Origin of the sequence: Paenisporosarcina quisquiliarum, from assembly GCF_027563315.1 — a bacterium.
In the GTDB taxonomy this organism is placed as follows: Bacteria; Bacillota; Bacilli; order Bacillales_A; family Planococcaceae; genus Paenisporosarcina; species Paenisporosarcina quisquiliarum.
Map to the genome: position 1 here is coordinate 1 of NZ_JAMKBJ010000002.1, position 17,279 is coordinate 17,279.

A 17,279-nucleotide genomic window follows, 5' to 3' on the forward strand; every position below is an offset into this window, starting at 1 on the left:
GACCACTTTGTTCGATAGATCCATATTTAATGTCTAATTGCCACATCTCATTTGGACCTGTAATGACGTGATTTCTTGCCAAACGCCGTGGGTGTTTGCTTTTCTTCTTGCGCTGCGGCAAGAGGATGCCCATCTCTTTGCAGAGGCGATACACCTTCTTTGCGTTGATTTTCAAATCATACACAGTCTTTAAGTGGTGGGTAAGTTTTCGGTAACCGTACACGCTTTCTTCACCCTCAATCGCTTCCATCAGAAACTCTTGAATTTGTTCATCCGAAATTCGCTCTTCTTTGTTCGTTAAGGAAAAACCAGGACAGGGACGTCCACGCTCTTCCGCTTTTTCAGGATTTTGTGCGACTGGCTTATAGTAAAACAGGGAACGGCTTAAACGAAGGAATTTCATCAACCGTTTAATAGAAAAACCTTCTTCATGCCATTCTTTTACCATCTCCAACTGTTCCGCTATACTAAAGTGTTTTTTTTTACAATTTCTCGCAAGAAGGCGACTTCAAGTTCTTTTTCACCCAATAGCTTCATGGCCTGATCATATTTCTTCTGGAGTTCGTCATGTGTAGGCTCATCCGAAAGGATGGAAATATCCTCTTTTTCCATTTGGTCGCCAACCTCATCTTGGTATTCAATCATCCACTTTTTTAACGTTGAACGATCGATTCCAGCCTTTCGTGCAATGGAAGCATTGTTTCCCGTCTCTAATGCCATGCGAACATATTTCTTTTTCACTTCTTCAACTACGGCAATTTTCTTATTAGGCATTTCTTTCCCCTCCTATTCGATTTAAACATCCGCTCACAAGTTTGGTTATATTGTAACTCGCTTACTTTATGGTGTCTAAAACTTTAAGGGGGCTTAAGAGTTGACGTAGGAATAATCGGCCTCCACGTAGGAAAAATCTACGTTCACGTTGTAAAAGTAACTTTTAGCATATGCTTCTTCTCGGCAAAGCCAAATCCGCACCTCCACTTTCCTAGTTTCTATGCCTCACTAATAAGCTTTCTGTTTTGAAGAAAATTAACCTCATATTTATTATCTATTAAAGAAAAGAAAATATTAAAGAAATTGATAGGCTTTGGAAAGGGGTATCGTTGACCGAACTAGGCAAGAGCTGTTGCAACATTCAATAGGTTAATTCAAGTGAAAAAACACACGTTGTATCGAAATGATACAACGTGCGTTTTTTGAATGGCGCATTTTGCTGTTCTAGTTTAAAGTCCACATTTTAATTGAGCACCGCAATTTGTACACGTATTGCAGCCACCCATTTCTTTTACTGTCCCCTGTCGGCAAACCGGACAAGTATTCCCAACTTCAGAACCGATTGTAACATTCGTCGAACGTAAATCTTGAATCGTATCGATCAGTACCACTGGGCGTTTTCCAATGATGGTTTCTTCATAATGATGTTCATCCATCACGTTTTCTTCGGCTTTTAAAGTAAGTACTTGTGCATCTCGACTTCCATCGACATAAACAGTCCCACCTTTAGCCCCCCCGCGGTAAAGTCTTTCATACACGCCTTGCACTTGTTCAACTGTATATCCACGTGGCGCATTGACTGTTTTAGAAATGGAACTGTCAATCCAGCGTTGAATAATACATTGTACATCGGCATGAGCTTCTGGTGCCAATTCCATGGAAGCAACAAACCATTCAGGCAATGTTTGTTCATCAGCTTCAGGATTTGCGTTTAAGTATTCCTGAACGATATCTGCTTTAACTTCTATGAATTTACCAAGACGGCCACTGCGATAGTAAGTAAAGGAGAAATAAGGCTCGAGACCCGTTGATACGCCTACTAATGTACCTGTAGAACCCGTCGGTGCAACAGTCAATAAGTGGGAGTTGCGAATGCCTTGTTCTTTGATTGACTGGCGAACATGTTCAGGCATTTTTTTCATGAATCCCGTATTGATGAAAGCATCACGCAAACGGTTTGTTTCTTCATCAGTTTCACCTTGCAAGAATGGGAAACTACCTCTTTCCGACGCAAGTTCAGCAGACGTTTCGTATGCTGTTACTGCTATCGTTTCGAAAATCTGATCAACAAGTACATTACCTTCGTCAGATCCATATTCTTTTTCACAATAGATTAATAAGTCCGCCAGACCCATCACACCTAAGCCCACTCGGCGTTCTCCTAATGCTTGTACTTTATTTGCTTCAAGGAAATATGGAGTAGCATCAATGACGTTGTCCTGCATACGAACTCCGACACGCACAGTTTCTTTCAGACTTTCAAAATCGACAGTTTTCGTATCTTTTTGTGCAAACTGCGCTAAATTCACAGCCGCCAAGTTGCAAACGGAATTTGGTGCTAATGGTTGTTCTCCACACGGGTTGGTAGCCACCACTTGTTGTCCATAAGCTTTAGCGTTGGTCATTTCATTAGCATTGTCGATAAAGAAAATGCCAGGCTCTGCAGAATACGTTGCACAAATGTTAATAAGGTTCCACAAATCTTTTGCTTTCATCGTACGGTAAGTACGGATGGCATGTCCTTGTTTTTCCCATTCACGCACGTCCCCAACTTCGTGCCATTTCTCATTATACGTTGCCATTTCCTCAGCTGAATAACTTTCAACAGCTGGGAATCGTAACTCGTGCTCTCCATCTTCTTCCACAGCTTTCATGAAATCATCTGTCAACGTTACTGAAATGTTAGCGCCTGTTAAAAATTCCGAATTGTTGACACTATATGTGCCGCCGTCCTGCAGCTTCGTTTCGGCATCTCGGATAATAGCATCACTGAAACCACCAAGACCAGGAATCGTCTTGTAGTTTACAATACCTTGATACATTGCTTCTTCTTGTTGTGTCAAAGCTTTAAATTTAAGTTTGTCTTTAGCTAATTGTTTGATTGTTTCATCATTTGTATTTTCAATTAGGAAACGCAGGATTCTTGGATTTTGCATCTTGGAAATGATGAATTCCGCAATGTCAGGATGCCAATCCGCTAACATAATCATTTGAGCACCTCTGCGACTGCCTCCTTGCTCAACCAGATGTGTTAGTTTAGCGATATCATCTAACCAAGATACGGAACCAGATGATTTACCGTTCACACCTTTTGCAAGTGTATTGCGTGGACGCAATGTAGATCCGTTTGTTCCAACACCACCACCGCGACTCATGATTTCCATGACTTGTTTGCGGTGATCGGAAATGCCTTCTCGGGAATCAGGGACAAATGGCATAACGTAACAATTGAAGTATGTAACATCTGTTTCTGCGCCAGCTCCATAAAGCACACGACCTGCGGGAATAAATTTCAGTTGTACCAATTGCTCATAAAACTTCTCAAACCATTCTTGTCTCTTCTCTTCGGAAGTTTCTACAGAAGCAAGTCCGGTCGCATTGCGTTTCGCAATTTGCTCATAGAAAACTTCCAGGGGTTTTTCGATGACATTGATGGAACGATTGACAATGCCTGACTCCAGTTCAGTTGGATCATCAATTGCACTGCGGTAATCTTCTTCAATTAAAACACGCGCTTTATTTGTCGAATTATCGATGGAAACAATATAACCCAATCCACGTGCAGGGAATTTCGGGTCTTCCTTCACTGTTAATACGACAAAATCGCCTTCTTTTAATGTCTTCTTTTCAGTATCTTTAAATGAATAGCGGTCAATCATGACTAACCTGGATACACCTTTGTGAGTTAATGTCATGTCATTCGTGATGGGATGAACTTGAGGGAAAGAAACGATGTCTTTATTTAATGCATCAATGTTTAATTGCCCGATTTTTTGATTTGAAACTAGTACCATTAGCTACTCCTCCTTAATTAACAGAAAAAACACAACATATAGTGCTATACGTTGTGTTTAGGGTACTATATATTGATATGTAAATCAAACAAATCGCATGTTTGTTCGAACATAGACGCGCAACGTCTATAGGATAATAGAACCTATTTTTAGTATAAATTAATCCTTTAGACCTACTACTTGCGATATGTCCACTCATCATTTGCATAGCGTCGAATCTCAAGCTTTTTTACATAATCCATTTGCTCGATTGTTAGCATATATGGTTGAAAATTGACATCAAGACCTTCAGCAAAACCTTCTTTAAAAGCCTCTACACAATCGTCAAACGTTACCGGAGTTTTCCGCACTTGATTGATTGCAACCGCTTTTTTTGCGAGTCCTCTACGCACTCGTTCCTTCACTTCATCTGACGGATAGTTAAACAATGAAACTAATTTGTCTTCATCTAAATCCAAAAGAATTGCTCCGTGCTGAAGAATAACACCTTTTTGTCTGGTTTGTGCACTACCAGCTACTTTTTTACCTTCTACTACTAATTCATACCAAGAAGGCGCATCAAAACAGACCGCACTTTTGGGATTTTTTAAATCACTTTTCTTTTCTTCCGTGTCAGGTACTGAGAAATATGCGTTCAACCCAAGTTTCTGGAAGCCAATCAATAGACCTTCACTTAACACGCGGTAGGCTTCTGTAACGGTTGCAGGCATATTCGGATATTCTTCACTGACAATAATGCTATAGGTTAATTCATGTTCATGCAAAACACCACGCCCACCAGTAGGACGACGGACAAAACCTAAATTATGATTTCTGACGGCATCCATGTTGATCTCTTTTGCCACATTTTGAAAATAACCAATGGAAAGTGTAGCAGGTGTCCACCCATAAAAACGAACAATTGGTGGAAGGAGTCCTTCACTATGCCAGTCGAGTAATGCTTCATCCAGCGCCATATTGAAGGACGGACTGCAAGCGCCAGAATTTATAAAATACCAAATCGGTTTCGACATCTTTTTTCCTCCTCACAATGCTATTCATATTAACAAACTCGTTGTATTGTGGCTACACTTTCTTTTATAATAAGAACATAGATAGAAAGGGGAAAGTTGTTTTGACATTTGTATACATTATCTCTGCTGCATTGTTTGGTTTGATTGTTTACTTTTTAATCTCATCAATGCGATTAAAGAAAGCAGTATCAGGTTTAACGCAAGAACAATTTATTGAAGGCTATCGTAAAGCACAGCTTGTGGACGTTCGTGAACCAAAAGAATTCGAAGGTGGACATATTCTGGGAGCGCGTAATATCCCTTCATCACAAATGCGTCAGCGTTTTAAAGAAATCCGTGCGGACAAGCCAGTATATTTATATTGCCAAAATAGTGCTAGAAGTGCACGTACTGCATTGTTCCTTCAGAAAAAAGGCTATAACCAGATTTACCAACTGCAAGGCGGTTTCCGTCAGTGGACTGGGAAAATCAAAACAAAATAATTTATTCAAAGTTCTTCCAAACGGAGGAACTTTTTTTCAACTTAGAACGTATGTATGAAGTCAAACAATAACGGAGGTCACTATGAAACCAAAAACGCTTATTTCTCATCATGAAAACACTAGAGAATCTCTTCCGCACTATGAAGATCTCGCGTTTGTTTCCCGTAGAATTATCGAAACGTTGGAAAACAGACTGTCAGGTACATGGCAGCATATATACATTGGAGAGACCATTGCTCAACTTGATGCACATGTTCTTGAAATGATGGAAAAAGGACTACTTTCATTTGAAACTCTCAGTCATATTTATGAATCCCGGACTCTTGGTAAAGTGGCTTCAACTTCCGAAGACGCAAATGATAACCTTTTGAAAGTCGTAAATACTTTTGAAAATCAAATCATCTATTTCCCTGATCATGAAGTGGCATTAACTGTTATCTACTTCTACACAACAGACCATAGCTGGCCAGAATTTCAATGCTATGCCCAGTCAGCTGAAAAAGCGTTGAAATTTCTAAAAGACATCAATGAAAAATTACGTCAGATGCTGATGCAGTCTGTCACCTTTCTAGTAGACACGGAGGACGGTGTGAAAAGACGCAACTATGGTGAGCATGCTGTAGTCAGCCGAGAGGATGTTATGTTGGAAGAATCGATTAAGCAGGATATCTTTCGTTCCATTGATCAGTTCTTCACGGCGGATGGCCAATTTTTTAAAGAATACGGATTGCCTTACAAGCGCGGGATTTTATTGTATGGTTCACCGGGTAACGGAAAAACAACGCTTGTAAAATCGATTACGGGGTCAACGAATGCACCAGTTGTATATTGGCAAATCACTGAGTTTACAGGCAGTCATTCTATACAGGAAGTGTTTGGCATTGTAACGAGATTGGCACCAGCGATTCTTGTTATTGAAGATATCGATTCCATGCCGGAATACACTCGCTCCGTCTTTCTCAATACACTGGATGGCACACAATCGCGTGAAGGGTTGTTTATTATCGGTACAACCAACTACCCGCATAAAATAGATCCCGCTTTGATTAATCGTGCCGGCCGATTTGATCGTGCTTACGAAATTCCGGCTCCATCTTTAACTGTACGTGAGCACTATTTAAGAAAAATGGATTTGAAAGATATTTTCTCCCAAGAACAAGTACACGATATGGCTAAGCTGACCAAAGGCTTATCCATTTCCCAATTAAATGAATTGTATATGTCAGTCGCACTGAATTGGCATTATGACGGTGAACTTGCTTACGAAGAACGAATTAAAGAGCTGCAAAAACAAAATAAACGTTCAAAGAAAAATGATTGGGAACATGAAGAAGCATCCATTGGATTTTAACAAAAAGTAAGAGAGCTCTATACTTGAGTAATGAGCTTTCTTGAGAAGTGCAAAACTCTAAATCATATACTGAAATTAATCGAAAAAAGCATCGCATTTTTTGCGATGCTTTTATTATGGTGAAAATCGAATAAAAACTAGCCATGAGGCAGAGTTTCCTATCAATTAATTTTTATCGTGAATTTTATAATGATTTTTTACATGAATATGACTTGGAAAGGCAAACTAATATGAACCTTAATTCAGAAAGGAAGATGTATTGTGGGCAGAGATGATAACAAATCAACGAGTAATAATAAAAACTCCTTACCTCAAACGCCGAAAACACTAAAAACCCCAAGAGAACGTATAAAAGAAGAAACAGCGAGTGAATTTGCAGAAATAGGTTCCAAAGCATTGGAAGTTCTAAACAAGTCCACTAATCAAAAAATTGCACCAGATCATATTAAAGCAGAACTCGCGCGTGAATTTGCAGAAATAGGTACTAAATCGTTAAAAGGTAAAACCACATCCATCCTATACACAACTAAGAAAGATTAGCTTTCCGTATTTAACAAAAAATATGCAGCCTCAACAAATACCTTATGTATGTTGTGGCTGCATTCCCCACTGACTTTTTAGTTGCTCAGGCAACAGCCCCAGTTTTTTTGTTTTTCTAACACCACTATTTGTCATAAAATTGATTGGTTAAAGTTGCCTTGATCTTAAAACAACGAATCCAAGTAGTAAAACTCCTACCCCAACTATAATCCATGTATAAACGCTATACAGAATATCTGTAATATGAAACGGCGCCTCGTGTACATACTCTGCTTTAATAAAGTTGTTTGGTTTTGATTCTACAGCAATGGCTTTACTCGTAGAAACTTCTTTAATTTCAAAATATCGTGTGCCAATTTTATAATAATTAGAAGCGTTTCCGAAATATTTACCGCTTTGTTCATCAGCTCTTGTTTCCACTTTTCCAATCATATCCCCTAACTCACTTTGTGTGATAAGAATGTCTTCTTTAACTTCGTAAACTTTTCCGTTATGTACAACAAACGAATACGCCCAAGATAAAGCACTAGTAGATGTTGAGTAAAAAAACAAACAAGCGATAAATAAATACACAACTTTTTTCAAATATATTCTCCTTAAAGTGTGGTTTGTTTAAAAACGTTCTTCGATGAATCTCAAAAATCCTAATCCCACAAAAATTACCAATATCTATATTCTTCTCAGTCAACCTGCCTTGCTCACTCAATTGTAAACTTAGTTCTTTTTTATTATACCAATAATATCCATTTATATTATGGAATATTAAAAAATGAAACGGAAAATAATAATATCGTTTAACAGAATTTTAAACAAAAAAGAGAGCTCGTGAATGAGCTCTCTTCCTTAATCATTATGCTTTTTTATAACGCAATACTGGTGTACGCGCAGCTTTTGTCTCGTCTAGACGTTTAATAACCGTCGTATGAGGAGCTTGTTGCACGATTTCTGGTGTTTCTTCTACTTCCTTGGCAATTTGGATCATTGCATCGATGAACGCATCCAATGTTTCTTTGGATTCCGTTTCTGTCGGTTCAATCATCATCCCCTCTTCCACATTCAATGGGAAGTAGATTGTTGGCGGATGGTAGCCGAAGTCGAGCAGGCGTTTTGCCATATCCAACGTACGTACGCCCAATTTCTTCTGACGACGACCACTCAACACAAATTCATGTTTACAATGACGGTCATATGGCAAGTCGAAATGAGGCTGCAGTCGACGCATCATATAGTTTGCGTTTAGTACAGCGTATTCCGTTACGGCTTTCAATCCGTCTGGACCCATTGAACGGATGTATGTGTAGGCACGTACATTGATTCCGAAGTTCCCATAGAAAGGTTTCACTCGCCCGATCGATTGTGGACGGTTGTAGTCGAAGTGGTATCCTTCTTCTGTTTTCACAAGTACTGGTTTTGGTAAGAATGGGATTAAGTCTTTCTTCACGCCAACCGGACCAGATCCAGGTCCGCCGCCACCATGTGGTCCTGTGAAAGTTTTATGCAAGTTTAAATGAACGCAGTCGAAGCCCATATCTCCTGGACGTGCTTTTGACATAACTGCATTTAAGTTTGCGCCATCATAGTACAACTTCCCACCAACACCATGGATAATTGCAGCCATTTCTAAAATGTTTTCTTCAAATAGCCCTAATGTATTCGGATTCGTTAACATTAAAGCGGCTGTGTCGTCTCCAACTACTCGTTTTAGATCTTCTAGATCAACCAAGCCATTTTCGTCTGATTTCACTGTGATTGTATCAAATCCAGCAACTGTAGCTGATGCAGGATTTGTACCGTGTGCGGAGTCAGGTACGATTACTTTTGTACGTTGTGTATCCCCATTTGCTTCATGGAAAGCACGAATCATCATAAGAGCTGTCCACTCACCATGAGCACCAGCGGCAGGTTGAAGAGTTAAATCATCCATCCCCGTAATCTCAATAAGATGTTCTTGTAGGTCATACATTAATTCCATTGCACCTTGAACAGTTTCTTCGTCCTGAAGTGGATGAATATTCGCGAATCCTGGGAAACGCGCTACTGATTCATTGATTTTCGGATTGTATTTCATTGTACAAGAACCTAGTGGATAGAATCCTGAATCCACACCATGATTACGCTTGGAAAGCGCTGTATAGTGACGCATAATATCCAATTCCGATACTTCCGGAAGCTCTGCTGCTTCTTCGCGAAGCAAGCCTTCTGGCAATAATGTTGATAAATCGACTTCAGGAATATCAAGTTCCGGTAAGCTATAACCCACGCGGCCCTCTTTCGTCATTTCAAAAATTAGTGGTTGATTATCTTTATGCACGGAAAGACCCCATTTCTTGCACAAGTGCATCGATTTCTTCTTTCGTCCGCTGTTCAGTTACAGCGATTAACGCATGACCTTCCAAGTTCTCATCAACTTTACCTAAGTCGAATCCACCAATAATGCCCTTATTAAACAACTCTTTATTTAGTGCTGTTATGGAAGTTTTAACGTTGACAACGATTTCGTTGAAGTGTGGACCTTGGTACACTACTTCAAATCCAGCCGCTTCAAACGCTTTCTTCGCATAGTTTGCTTTAAGGATATTTTGAGTGGCAATTTCCTGAACACCTTTTTTCCCAAGTGCTGTCATTGCTACTGAAGCTGCAAGAGCATTTAGCGCTTGGTTTGAGCAGATGTTTGAAGTGGCTTTGTCACGACGAATGTGTTGTTCACGCGCTTGTAAGGTTAAAACAAAACCTCGACGGCCAACTTCATCCGTTGTTTCACCTACTAGACGACCTGGAACTTTACGCATCAATTTATTCGTTACCGCAAAATAACCACAGTGAGGTCCACCAAATGATTCCGAGATTCCGAATGGTTGCGCATCCCCTACAACAATATCTGCTCCAAGTTTACCTGGAGAAGTCAAAATTCCAAGTGCCAATGGGTTTGAAGAAACTACCATCAACGCTTTAGCTTCGTGTGTGACTGCTTCCACTTTGCGCAGGTCTTCAACTTGACCGTAAAAGTTAGGATATTGAACAAGAACCGCTGCTGTATTATCGTCGATCATTTCGTTTAACGCTTCAATATCTGTTACGCCGTCTTTAGTCGGAACTTGTACAACTTCAATCGACTGTCCCAACGCATACATACGAACCACATCTTGAGATTCAGGATTAACCGCACCTGAGATAAGAAGCTTTTTACGTTTTGTATGACCTGCTGCCAGCATCCCTGCCTCTGCAAGTGCTGTTCCACCGTCATACATGGATGAGTTTGCAAGATCCATTCCTGTTAATTCACAAATCATTGTCTGGAATTCAAAAATAGCTTGTAGTTCACCTTGTGAAATTTCCGGCTGATACGGCGTGTAAGCTGTATAGAATTCCGAGCGTGAAATCACATGGTCTACAATAATTGGTTTGTAGTGATCATAAACACCAGCACCTAAAAATGATGCATATGCTTTGTTGTCCGCATTTTTTGCAGCCATCTGAGACAACTCTTTTAATAATGAAGACTCTGATTTGGCCGGTTTAATTTGATATTGTCCTTGGAAACGAACTTTTTCTGGAATGTCCGAAAACAACTCATCTATAGAAGAAACACCAATTGTATCCAACATTTCTTTTTGATCTTGTTCCGTCATAGGCAAATAACGATGTTTCATTGGGTCATGACCTCTTTCCAACAATTATTTTTGGCGTTTATAAAACGGCGTTGCCACAGTAACAGCTTTCAACCGTTTACCGCGAATCTCCACTTCAACTTCAGTTCCAAGTTCAGTATATTTACTGACAATCAACCCTAACCCGATGTTTTTCTTCAGCGTAGGAGATTGTGTACCTGTTGTAACTTCCCCGATAACTTCATCATCTTTAAAAATCTGATAACCATGTCTCGGTATGCCTTTGTCAATCATTTCTAATCCCACTAATTTACGTGGAACACCCGCTTCTTTTTGTGCTACAAGTGCTTTTTGACCAATAAAGTCATCTTCTTTTTTCAATTTCACCGCAAAGCCAATACCTGCCTCGAGCGGTGAAATATCTCTTGAAAGTTCCTGACCGTAAAGAGCTAAACACGCTTCAAAACGAAGAGTATCCCGAGCACCCAGACCACAAGGAATTACTCCGTCTTCTTTTCCTTCTTCTAGAATCAAGTCCCATAAAGCGATGATAGATTCAGGAGTAGCGTAAATCTCAAAGCCATCTTCACCTGTATAGCCTGTACGTGAAACCAAAGCTTCGTACTCCCCAATTTTCACATCCGTTTTGAACTTGAAGAAACCTATTTCACTTAAATCTTCTTTTGTCAGACGTTGAAGAACTTTTTCTGCAAGTGGTCCTTGCAACGCAAGTTGACCATATGAATCTGAAACATTATGTACAGTCGTGTCACCAATCATGAACTTTTTCATCCACTCGAAATCTTTTTCGATATTAGAAGCATTGACTACTAGTAAATAATCATTTTGATCGATTTTATACACGAGTAAATCGTCGACAGTGCCACCGTCTTCGTAGCACATCGCACTATACTGAGCTTGACCGTTCTGTAACTTAGAAACGTCATTTGTCAATAATTTTTGCAAGTAGGACAGGCTGTCTTCACCACGAACGATAATTTCACCCATATGTGATACATCAAATAATCCTGCTTTTGTACGTACTGCTTCATGTTCTTCTTTTATACTGGAGAATTGAACGGGTAGTTCCCATCCGCCAAAATCAATCGTTTTGCCACCGTATGTTTTGTATGAATCAAATAACGGAGTGCGTTTTAAATTTTCTGACAATTCATTTTCCTCCTCTTCACTTAAAAAGCAAGTGTGCTCTTTCGGGCGAAACATTTCCCCCAATTTTTCTTAAGAAATGATTGAATTCAAGCAAATGTGTTTTCACACAAAAAAGGACAGAGAATCCCCTTTAGGTGAGAATTCTCTGTCCTGGTACCTGAAAGTTTACCTGAAATCGGCTTTCCTCTTTGGTAGCTATAAGATCCAATAGCGTTCTCCAGAGATGCGTCCTATACGAGTCTTGTTTACCTGAGAGATTCGTAGCTTCTACTTGCTCCTTCGGCGACGCGACTGGCGCGTTCTCTCCCCGTATATTCATCCGCCCAAAACATCCGTTTTGGCATATAAAGAAATCAATGTACAAAAGCGTGTATCGCTTTGTGTATATCCTAACATTGATTAGAAGTAAGCGCAATCTATTTTGTGTTTTCAACCAAAACACGAACGATAATTATTTCCAACTAAAAATCGTTCGATTTTAGGCGGTTAACTTGAAATGCAGCATATTCAGTTATCTGTCTCAACGAGCGTCCTTCAGTTCTTATTGTTATGTGTGCGGTTGCTTTATAATGGCGCTTTCGCATCGTGTACAACGCTTCCAACTCTTCCTTTGTGGATGACTGGACAATAGGTCTGTTTACATCGCGGTGAATTCGTTTCCAAATATCCGCAAAGGTTGCATCCAAAAACAATACAAGTCCGGTCTGGCGCATTAGTATGCTATTGCTTGGATTGACAGCTACCCCTCCACCAGTCGATACGATACACCACTCATCTCGAAACGTTTTAAGGAATTCATGTTCTTGTTGACGGAAAAAAGATTCACCGTATCTCTCGAAAATTTCAGGAATTGTCATCCCCATTTTTTTAACTATCTCCTGATCCATGTCGTAATAAGGAATTTTTAGCAAAAAGCTCAAACGTCGTCCGATTGCACTTTTTCCTGATCCCATGAAACCAATTAAATAAATTTTTTTCATATCCCTACCCCGCTCATTTCACTACAAATCATCACAAAACGACTACTATCGCTAATTTTCCATTTTTATAATAGTAGCAGAAATATAATGACTTTCCAACATTTCATAGATTTTCATCTGTGATATATAAGAAGTAGTAAAATAAAGCAGTATGCCCGAGACAATAAATAATAAAACGATGGCTACGGGAAGTAAAAATCCGGACTCATTCCTGGGACAAATACACTTCATACGCTCGAGCCTCTTTTCGTCCGTTAGCAAACTCAACATCGATCAATACTTGATCACCCAAGAATTGAAATTTACACTTTCTCACTCCAATTAACATGGGCTCATGTCCTGAACGGTTTCTCTGCTTTCGAATTAGCGACGGATAACATTCAATGTCATATTCAGTCCCATTTTTTACAAACCTTATTCCCGTCTGGCTAACTTGTTCTTCAATCGCTGTCACGCCAAAAAGATTATTTTCGATTTCAGATGAAAACAATTCCCATTCAATTGGTTCCGATTGAAAAAAATGCTTTTCGACTTGTTTGAACCAAACTGAATAGAACAATATGAGTTGAGAAAATAATAGGAGGACGAATAATTGAAGAATCGCATCCACAAAAGTGTAACCTTCTTGAGTCAATACATGTCGCATGATTCTTTGAGCTCTTCAAAAAAATAATAACGAACACATAGAGTCGGTTCCGTCCACTGCCAGGAATAAGGCATGTGATCTAGAAAGATTTCACCGGTTACATCCCCTTTTTTGATCCTCGTTGCCGCTTGATTTTTCGCAACCGCAACATGTAACGCAACTTTCTTTTCCGCTAAATTAAACATCATTTGATTTGCCAATGGCAATAATGTACCAAACACCAAAAACAGAATGCTTAGCGTAAGAATCATTTCAACCAAAGAAAACCCTTTTTCATTGTTCAAGGATCATCCGTCCTTTTCCAATGTAAATCCGCACAATTTTAATTCCTCCAGGTGTCACAAACGAAATCGTCCCAAATTTTTCAATGGTTCCATTTGGTAAATAGGCCAGCTCTTTTAAGGTACTACTCGAAGATAGTGCGTATCCTAAAGGTAATTTCCTCTCAAACAATGGTTCATATAGTGATTTTCTCCCTATATACCGTGTCCCTCCTGCATCAAATATCAGTTTCATGTACCGCTGTTCTTCCGTAGCTTTCAATTGAATATGCATCGCATCCAGTTTCAGTTGGTTATAAAACAACTCGAACGTATGCTTTTCAACATATCGATTTTTCACATAAAGTGTACTCGAACTGATGACCAGGACAATGGCTAACACTAGCAACAACTCAATCAGAGAATAACCTTTTTGATCAAGAGACATCTTCCGGTTCCGCTGGAGTTTCCGATACAAGTCCAGTAGTTGCATCGATTTGAATCGGTTTGCCATTTGGACAGGTCGTTTCTCCTTCGTTTAAATACCCATTCGTCGTCAACTCGACAATTGTCGGAATAGATTTTTCATCAATCCGATATGCCTCCACTTGGCCTTGAACCATTTTAATGTAGGCTTCGCACCCTTTTTCATCAATGGTCGCAGAATGCTTCGTTACATTCGGAATTGCGATTAAGATCAGCACAGAAATAATAAGTAAAACGACCATCATTTCAATTAAAGTGAATCCTTTTTGACACTTAATTCTTTTCATTCATGTTTCCTCCTATTAAATAAAGTCAATCATGCCGTATACAGGCAACAATATGGACAAATAAGCCGCTAATATACAAATGGCCAACACTCCAAATAGTATAGGTTGGACAAAAGATAGGGCTTTTGTAAGAGCCGCTTCAGTCTGCTCATTCAATAACTCACTATAAATCAACAATTCCCTGTCTAGATGTCCACTGATTTCTCCGTGTGAAATGTATGTAGGAAAATCATCTGAAAAACATTCTGCTATCTGCACCGCATGTTTTAATGAATCCCCCATTAAAATAGATGTGTATATACTTTCCGAGATCACTTGCAAGTAAGGCTGGTACGTTTGATTTCTCAGTACATCCAGCGCATGCTGCAACGATAACCCACTGGCTAATAATGTCCCAAGTTCCTGCGATAAACTTTTCGTCCAAAATAATTTCATCCACTTAGAGAGGATTGGTATCTTCAATAAGATTGTCACTTGTTGTTTATACGAATTCCTTTGAATCAACCATCTAGAAATAAGCGCGATGAAAATGACTACTATACTAACTACGACTAAGGCATCGGGTAAGTGCAGCAACAGGGTTGTCCAATTCAACGAAGATGATGACGTAGAGTTCTGTCTGGAATCGGCAAGCATTTGCATGTTCGGTAGAAAATAAATACGGAACGCCAAAAACAAACCCGCTAGCATACAAAATAAAAACACCGGATACACAACCACTTTTTTCAGGCTCGCTTTAGCTCTGTCCAACATCGCAATGTGTGTATGAAGGCTTCGAAGTGCTTGATGTAATCTACCATGGGATTCCGCCATTTGAATGGACAGCAAATAACTTTTGGGAATCCCCAATGTCATTAACAAAGTAGTGACTCCTTCCCCATTTTTCAAATGGACTTTTAGGGTACTACTTGCTTCTTCACTTGCTTTCACATGATGTGGCAAAAGCATGACCAACGAATCATAAAACGTATAGCCTTCAGACAATAGTGTAGAAAGTCTTTTAATAAACTGTGCGTGTTTTTTCTTCGGTATTTGACTATTTCTTACTTCAATACGTGACGGGGGAAACTTGAATGACACCCAGTTTCACTCCTCGCTCATATTGATTGGAAAGCGTATTCTCAAAGGGCATAGAAAAAGTATCACCTGTCTTAATCGACACAATCGCTTGCTCAAGAACTTGGCCATGCAGAATCTCATATAAAGAAGAACGATTCGGTGTAACGCGGTCACCTTCCCGCTCGTAGGATGAAATGACAAGTTGTTGGCTTGTTATACCGAGAATTGCTTGTTGCAAGTCATCAATGGGAATCCCTAAATCCATTAATCGATAAAGGCAACCAAGTGGGTTTTTGGCATGTAAAGTCGTGATGACAAGGTGTCCTGTCAACGAAGCTCGTACAGCAGCTTGTGCTGTTTCGGCATCGCGAATTTCACCTATCATGATGACATCAGGAGAATGACGTAATATCGCTTTTAATCCTGATGCATAGGAAATACCTGAGCGTTCATTCACTTGTATTTGAAGCAAGTGGGATTGGCTGTTTTCTACTGGGTCTTCTAAGGAAATCACATGCCGATTCAATTGATGTGCACTATAGCTCGTAAGGGAATACATAGTTGTCGTTTTCCCACAGCCCGTCGGACCAGTTATGCAAATCAACCCTTGACGGCTTAGCATCAACTCATGGAGTAATTGTGCTGTTTCCTGAAATAGAGCAAGTTCTTGCAGTGGTTTGGAATCGTCATGTAACTGCACCCTGATTACTAAACTTTCTTTATTTTGTACTGAAGGTAAGGTTGAAACGCGAAAGGAACATTGCTGGGAATTGAAGATTTGTTGAAATGAACCACTTTGGGGTTTTCGTTTTTCACTGATGTCGAGAGAGGATAAAAACTTGAAGTAAGAAATCATGCGATCCCCGATGTCCAGGTGAAGCTTACCTGCAGGAACCAGTTTTGTGTGTAAGCGAAAATAGATTGTATATAATCCGGAAGCTGGAATTAAATGAATATCGGAGGCGCGTGCCAGAACAGCTCGATTTATCAACTCTTCGCTTTTCTGTTCAATGATATTCAGTAATTCAGTCATGTGTAATACCATTCACCCTTAACAGGTTAGGACCGCTCATCCCCTGTTCTCTGGATTATAAAGTTTTTATAAAAATAATAAAAGACTTTGCCCCAAAATTAAAATTTCCCGCCTTTTTAGGCAGGAAATTTTAATTTTGCCACTTAAACTGCGTGGAATAATTTACTTTTGCGGCAAAAGGTCCCCAAATGCTCAGGTTGATACCCCACTACCAATTGTTTACCATCCGTAAGAATCGGTCTTCTCAATAATTTGGGATTTTCAACAATTAATTCAACCACTTTTGATAAAGGCAAATCATCTATATCCAGATTCAGTTCTTTAAAGGATTGACTTCTAGTGGCCAATATTTCATCGAGACCTTCTGTTGTCAGTGACAATAGAAAAGTGAGTTCTTCTACAGAAGGAGTTTGACGGAATAAATGTCTTTCTTCGAATTGAACTTGGTTCGAGACCAACCATTTTTTCGTTTTCCGACATGATGTACAAGATGGATAGGTGTAAAATTTTAATTCAGTCATTTGAATCCCTCCAATTTCGTTTTACTTGTTATACAGAGTGTACAATATTTGTATA

At 39.5% G+C, this 17,279-nt stretch carries 19 protein-coding genes and 1 riboswitch; of the genes, 3 read left to right on the plus strand and 16 right to left on the minus strand.

Annotated elements, in window-relative coordinates:
- From M9R32_RS02210 to M9R32_RS02225, 4 genes are all read right to left on the minus strand, one after another.
- On the minus strand, positions 1-448 hold a 448-nt coding region (locus M9R32_RS02210; protein ID WP_269925119.1), incomplete at its 3' end, for an IS3 family transposase.
- A 14-nt stretch (positions 449-462) separates the two neighbouring features.
- On the minus strand, positions 463-774 hold the full coding sequence (locus tag M9R32_RS02215; RefSeq protein WP_269925120.1) for a transposase: 312 nt from the start codon (positions 772-774) through the stop codon (positions 463-465).
- Between the two features lie 449 nt (positions 775-1,223).
- On the minus strand, positions 1,224-3,788 hold the full coding sequence (locus M9R32_RS02220; protein ID WP_269925121.1) for a vitamin B12-dependent ribonucleotide reductase: 2,565 nt from the start codon (positions 3,786-3,788) through the stop codon (positions 1,224-1,226).
- 176 nt (positions 3,789-3,964) lie between these two features.
- A complete protein-coding gene (locus M9R32_RS02225; protein ID WP_269925122.1) occupies positions 3,965-4,801 on the minus strand; it encodes a lipoate--protein ligase family protein in 837 nt (278 codons plus the stop codon).
- Positions 4,802-4,902: 101 nt separating this feature from the next.
- On the opposite strand from M9R32_RS02225, the gene M9R32_RS02230 reads away from it, so the two are divergent.
- The 3 genes from M9R32_RS02230 to M9R32_RS02240 all read left to right on the plus strand — a co-directional run bounded on the left by M9R32_RS02230 (position 4,903) and on the right by M9R32_RS02240 (position 7,174).
- Entirely contained in the window at positions 4,903-5,283 is a 381-nt protein-coding gene (locus M9R32_RS02230) for a rhodanese-like domain-containing protein (RefSeq protein WP_269925123.1), read from the plus strand.
- 82 nt (positions 5,284-5,365) lie between these two features.
- Positions 5,366-6,634 carry an AAA family ATPase gene (locus M9R32_RS02235; protein ID WP_269925124.1) on the plus strand — a complete coding sequence of 423 codons (1,269 nt, stop codon included), beginning with the start codon at positions 5,366-5,368 and terminating at the stop codon, positions 6,632-6,634.
- Between the two features lie 261 nt (positions 6,635-6,895).
- Positions 6,896-7,174 (plus strand): hypothetical protein, encoded by a 279-nt coding sequence (locus M9R32_RS02240; RefSeq protein ID WP_269925125.1) that lies wholly within the window; start codon positions 6,896-6,898, stop codon positions 7,172-7,174.
- A gap of 147 nt (positions 7,175-7,321) precedes the next feature.
- Here the strand turns inward: M9R32_RS02240 and M9R32_RS02245 are convergent, their stop codons facing one another.
- The 12 genes from M9R32_RS02245 to M9R32_RS02300 form a co-directional block, all read right to left on the minus strand.
- On the minus strand, positions 7,322-7,759 hold the full coding sequence (locus tag M9R32_RS02245; RefSeq protein WP_269925126.1) for a hypothetical protein: 438 nt from the start codon (positions 7,757-7,759) through the stop codon (positions 7,322-7,324).
- A gap of 265 nt (positions 7,760-8,024) precedes the next feature.
- On the minus strand, positions 8,025-9,515 hold the full coding sequence (gene gcvPB, locus M9R32_RS02250; RefSeq protein WP_272508254.1) for an aminomethyl-transferring glycine dehydrogenase subunit GcvPB: 1,491 nt from the start codon (positions 9,513-9,515) through the stop codon (positions 8,025-8,027).
- Positions 9,478-10,824, minus strand: coding sequence for an aminomethyl-transferring glycine dehydrogenase subunit GcvPA (gcvPA, locus tag M9R32_RS02255; protein ID WP_269925128.1), 1,347 nt, complete (start codon positions 10,822-10,824; stop codon positions 9,478-9,480). The genes gcvPB and gcvPA overlap by 38 nt, the downstream gene beginning before the upstream one ends.
- A gap of 24 nt (positions 10,825-10,848) precedes the next feature.
- The gene (gene gcvT / locus M9R32_RS02260) at positions 10,849-11,952 is read right to left on the minus strand and encodes a glycine cleavage system aminomethyltransferase GcvT (protein WP_269925129.1); all 1,104 of its coding nucleotides are present in this window, start codon (positions 11,950-11,952) and stop codon (positions 10,849-10,851) included.
- Positions 11,953-12,178: 226 nt separating this feature from the next.
- A riboswitch (glycine riboswitch) is annotated at positions 12,179-12,271 on the minus strand.
- 142 nt (positions 12,272-12,413) lie between these two features.
- Entirely contained in the window at positions 12,414-12,932 is a 519-nt protein-coding gene (locus M9R32_RS02265) for a shikimate kinase (protein ID WP_269925130.1), read from the minus strand.
- 205 nt (positions 12,933-13,137) lie between these two features.
- Entirely contained in the window at positions 13,138-13,578 is a 441-nt protein-coding gene (gene comGF / locus M9R32_RS02270) for a competence type IV pilus minor pilin ComGF (protein WP_269925131.1), read from the minus strand.
- Positions 13,563-13,862 (minus strand): pilus assembly FimT family protein, encoded by a 300-nt coding sequence (locus tag M9R32_RS02275; protein WP_269925132.1) that lies wholly within the window; start codon positions 13,860-13,862, stop codon positions 13,563-13,565. The genes comGF and M9R32_RS02275 overlap by 16 nt, the downstream gene beginning before the upstream one ends.
- Positions 13,852-14,286 (minus strand): prepilin-type N-terminal cleavage/methylation domain-containing protein, encoded by a 435-nt coding sequence (locus tag M9R32_RS02280; protein ID WP_269925133.1) that lies wholly within the window; start codon positions 14,284-14,286, stop codon positions 13,852-13,854. Before M9R32_RS02280 ends, M9R32_RS02275 begins: the two co-directional genes overlap by 11 nt.
- The gene (gene comGC / locus M9R32_RS02285) at positions 14,276-14,611 is read right to left on the minus strand and encodes a competence type IV pilus major pilin ComGC (protein WP_269925134.1); all 336 of its coding nucleotides are present in this window, start codon (positions 14,609-14,611) and stop codon (positions 14,276-14,278) included. The genes M9R32_RS02280 and comGC overlap by 11 nt, the downstream gene beginning before the upstream one ends.
- A 15-nt stretch (positions 14,612-14,626) precedes the next feature.
- Positions 14,627-15,691 carry a competence type IV pilus assembly protein ComGB gene (gene comGB, locus M9R32_RS02290; protein WP_269925135.1) on the minus strand — a complete coding sequence of 355 codons (1,065 nt, stop codon included), beginning with the start codon at positions 15,689-15,691 and terminating at the stop codon, positions 14,627-14,629.
- Complete coding sequence (comGA, locus tag M9R32_RS02295) at positions 15,660-16,703, minus strand: competence type IV pilus ATPase ComGA (RefSeq protein WP_269925136.1); 1,044 nt, start codon at positions 16,701-16,703, stop codon at positions 15,660-15,662. The genes comGB and comGA overlap by 32 nt, the downstream gene beginning before the upstream one ends.
- Positions 16,704-16,846: 143 nt before the next feature.
- Entirely contained in the window at positions 16,847-17,224 is a 378-nt protein-coding gene (locus tag M9R32_RS02300; protein WP_269925137.1) for a Spx/MgsR family RNA polymerase-binding regulatory protein, read from the minus strand.
- Positions 17,225-17,279 lie beyond the last annotated feature (55 nt).

Bases quoted from the DNA above. Each gene is read 5' to 3' on its own strand.
- M9R32_RS02220 (WP_269925121.1), bottom strand. From the start codon at position 3,788: ATGGTACTAGTTTCAAATCAAAAAATCGGGCAATTAAACATTGATGCA.
- comGA (WP_269925136.1), bottom strand. From the start codon at position 16,703: ATGACTGAATTACTGAATATCATTGAACAGAAAAGCGAAGAGTTGATA.
- M9R32_RS02300 (WP_269925137.1), bottom strand. From the start codon at position 17,224: ATGACTGAATTAAAATTTTACACCTATCCATCTTGTACATCATGTCGG.
- gcvPB (WP_272508254.1), bottom strand. From the start codon at position 9,515: ATGCACTTGTGCAAGAAATGGGGTCTTTCCGTGCATAAAGATAATCAA.
- comGF (WP_269925131.1), bottom strand. From the start codon at position 13,578: ATGCGACATGTATTGACTCAAGAAGGTTACACTTTTGTGGATGCGATT.
- M9R32_RS02235 (WP_269925124.1), top strand. From the start codon at position 5,366: ATGAAACCAAAAACGCTTATTTCTCATCATGAAAACACTAGAGAATCT.
- gcvPA (WP_269925128.1), bottom strand. From the start codon at position 10,824: ATGAAACATCGTTATTTGCCTATGACGGAACAAGATCAAAAAGAAATG.
- M9R32_RS02265 (WP_269925130.1), bottom strand. From the start codon at position 12,932: ATGAAAAAAATTTATTTAATTGGTTTCATGGGATCAGGAAAAAGTGCA.
- M9R32_RS02215 (WP_269925120.1), bottom strand. From the start codon at position 774: ATGCCTAATAAGAAAATTGCCGTAGTTGAAGAAGTGAAAAAGAAATAT.
- M9R32_RS02225 (WP_269925122.1), bottom strand. From the start codon at position 4,801: ATGTCGAAACCGATTTGGTATTTTATAAATTCTGGCGCTTGCAGTCCG.
- comGC (WP_269925134.1), bottom strand. From the start codon at position 14,611: ATGAAAAGAATTAAGTGTCAAAAAGGATTCACTTTAATTGAAATGATG.
- M9R32_RS02280 (WP_269925133.1), bottom strand. From the start codon at position 14,286: ATGTCTCTTGATCAAAAAGGTTATTCTCTGATTGAGTTGTTGCTAGTG.